Raw genomic sequence first — 2,274 nt, forward strand, 5'->3', positions numbered from 1 at the left:
ATCTTCGCTCCATGAAGGCTACGATGAGCCAGAAACCCTCTGTCACGCAATCGGCCTAATCTGTCCCATGGGCGCTGACGTCAGACAAGCGCAGCAATCGCCGCATCTGTATCGCCCTTCTCGATCGCGGCGATCGCAGCGTTCGTTTCATCGAGCGCGTCGACCGCCTCCTGGATCAGGGCGGTGCGTTTATCGGCGAGCTGTGAATCGGTTTCGGCGGTCACGCTCTCTTCGACCTGCTCCCGGTTGACCACCTGCGCTTCAGCTTCCGCCTGAGCCGTATCCTGAGGCCAGGAAGGGCCGGCGCTGACAATCAGCAGGGCCAAAGCTGTTCCCGCGTAAAGACTCCTGAGTTTCATCAGTCTGTTCCTTTCGGCTGTGATTGGTTCTACGGCGGTTTCGCCGCAGAGTTGGCACGATCAATGCCCGGCTCAGGCCTCCTTGACCGCGATTTTCCTGACCTTGGCTTGGGCTTCGGGCGTTTGCGGCAGCTTGATCGTCAGAACCCCGTTCTTGAAGGATGCTTGCGCCTTTTCGCCATCCACACCGGGGGGGAGTGGAATTGTCCGGTAGATCGCGCCGTAGCTGCGCTCGGAGAGATAGTATCCCTTTTTCTCCTCCTGGCGCTCGATCTTCTTCTCCCCCTTCACAGTCAACATGTCATCGTTGACCGTCACCTCGATGTCCTTCATCTCCATGCCCGGCAGTTCGATCGACACTTCGATCGCCTTGTCGGTCTCGACCACGTCGGAGTTCGCCTCGCCGCTACCAAAGGGCCATTCGAAATGACCGACCCGGTTCCAGAAGTTCTCGAACACATGGTTCATTTCGCGCTGGAGTGTCGCTATCGGGTTGTCTTCGATGCTCTTGGCATCTGGCGTGCCGTCCTTGCGAGCCCAGGGAATGAGGTCTTTGATCTGCATGATATGGTCTCCTTCGGTTTTCAGGCGCCCTTGACGGCGATCCTTTTCGGCTGCGCCTCAGGGGCTCTGGGGAGCGTCAAAGTGAGGACGCCTCCACGCATCTCGGCTTCGATCCTGTCGGGGTCGAAGTTCTCGGAAAGCGTGAAGTCACGCTCGAAATCGCCCTCGGCATATTCAGTATAGGCAAGTTCCAGGTTTTCTGGCCGCATCGGCTCAACCTTGCCGCGGATCGTCAGCGCGGGGTTTTCAAGCGTGATTTCGACCGCATCGGCGGCGACACCAGGCATTTCGACCATCATGGAGACACACTGATCGGTCTCGACGATATCGGTCAGCGGGTGGTAGATGCGGCCGCCGCCGGCGGTTTCAGGCGCGTCAGTCGGCGTCTTTTCGGTGGCTGGCGTGATGTCGGTGCTCATCGTTCCAGCTCCTCAGGCTGCCCTGATCTCAATTCTCTTCGGCTTCTCCTCCTCAGGCCGGAAGATGACGATCCGCAGTACGCCGTTCGCCATCTTCGCCTCGACCTTGTCATCCGAGGCCGCGAATGGCAGACGGATCGCGCGAGAAAACTTGCCATACCCGCGCTCTCTGCGGTGCCAGCGCGCGCCCTCGGACACCTCGGGCGCCGTTCCTTCGCCCGAAATCGTCAGGACGTTGTCCTTGACCGCGGTCGAGATCGCGCATCATGGAGCGCATCAGCGCAAAGGGGTCGCTGCGGCGCAGATATGTTGGATAGAGCATTGTTGGTCTCCTGTGACTCAACGACGTCGTGCAGTAAAACACTGCTTTCGCGGTTCGATCGCCACGGCAAGAGATATCGATCCCGAAACCTTTTCAATTCTACGCTCATAAGAATACCACGCAGGCATAATTCATGCTAGCATTTCAATCTCTAGCGGCGTCTGATGGAGCTTCGCGACGGCCAACAGATCCTTGGAGGTCAAATGATGATTGCATCCGACCATGCGTTGATCGGGACGACGATCCATCGGGTCGCCCAGCACATCCAGCAGCGGATCGACGGTAAAAGGCGTGAGACCGGTCTGACGCGACAGTCGTGGATGGCAGCCGCCCATGTGGACGAGTGCCCGGGCCTCGCGATCGGCGACCTCGCGGCGCGGCTGGAAGTCGGCAGTGCGACAGCCGGGCAACTCGTGGACCGCATGGTGCGCGGCGGCTTGGTTGAGCGTTCGCTGTCACCGAATGATCGGCGGTCGCAGATCGTTGTGCCGACGAGAAAGACGCAAAAAAAATCTTGCGAGACCTATGGTCCGTGGACATTCGTGGTTTCCCCACCGGCTGATTTCTGATTCAAACTCCCCAAAGGGAGGTCTGAATGGACGAGCAGCGG

Annotated in this window: 5 protein-coding genes; 1 reads left to right on the top strand and 4 read right to left on the bottom strand. The window is 59.1% G+C overall.

Annotation, left to right across the window (positions count from 1 at the left end):
* Positions 1 to 80: 80 nt before the first annotated feature.
* The 4 genes from J0F76_RS20530 to J0F76_RS20545 form a co-directional block, all read right to left on the bottom strand.
* Positions 81 to 359: a hypothetical protein gene (locus tag J0F76_RS20530; RefSeq protein ID WP_207472315.1), complete on the bottom strand. Its 279-nt coding sequence runs from the start codon at positions 357 to 359 to the stop codon at positions 81 to 83.
* Positions 360 to 431: 72 nt separating this feature from the next.
* Positions 432 to 923: an Hsp20/alpha crystallin family protein gene (locus J0F76_RS20535; protein WP_207472316.1), complete on the bottom strand. Its 492-nt coding sequence runs from the start codon at positions 921 to 923 to the stop codon at positions 432 to 434.
* A gap of 20 nt (positions 924 to 943) precedes the next feature.
* Positions 944 to 1,342: an Hsp20/alpha crystallin family protein gene (locus J0F76_RS20540; RefSeq protein ID WP_207472317.1), complete on the bottom strand. Its 399-nt coding sequence runs from the start codon at positions 1,340 to 1,342 to the stop codon at positions 944 to 946.
* Between the two features lie 12 nt (positions 1,343 to 1,354).
* On the bottom strand, positions 1,355 to 1,540 hold the full coding sequence (locus tag J0F76_RS20545) for an Hsp20/alpha crystallin family protein (protein ID WP_341351634.1): 186 nt from the start codon (positions 1,538 to 1,540) through the stop codon (positions 1,355 to 1,357).
* 288 nt (positions 1,541 to 1,828) lie between these two features.
* On the opposite strand from J0F76_RS20545, the gene J0F76_RS20550 reads away from it, so the two are divergent.
* Positions 1,829 to 2,233: a MarR family winged helix-turn-helix transcriptional regulator gene (locus tag J0F76_RS20550; protein WP_242690488.1), complete on the top strand. Its 405-nt coding sequence runs from the start codon at positions 1,829 to 1,831 to the stop codon at positions 2,231 to 2,233.
* Positions 2,234 to 2,274: the final 41 nt, after the last annotated feature.

The organism is Paracoccus fontiphilus, assembly GCF_017356265.1.
GTDB lineage: Bacteria > Pseudomonadota > Alphaproteobacteria > Rhodobacterales > Rhodobacteraceae > Paracoccus > Paracoccus fontiphilus.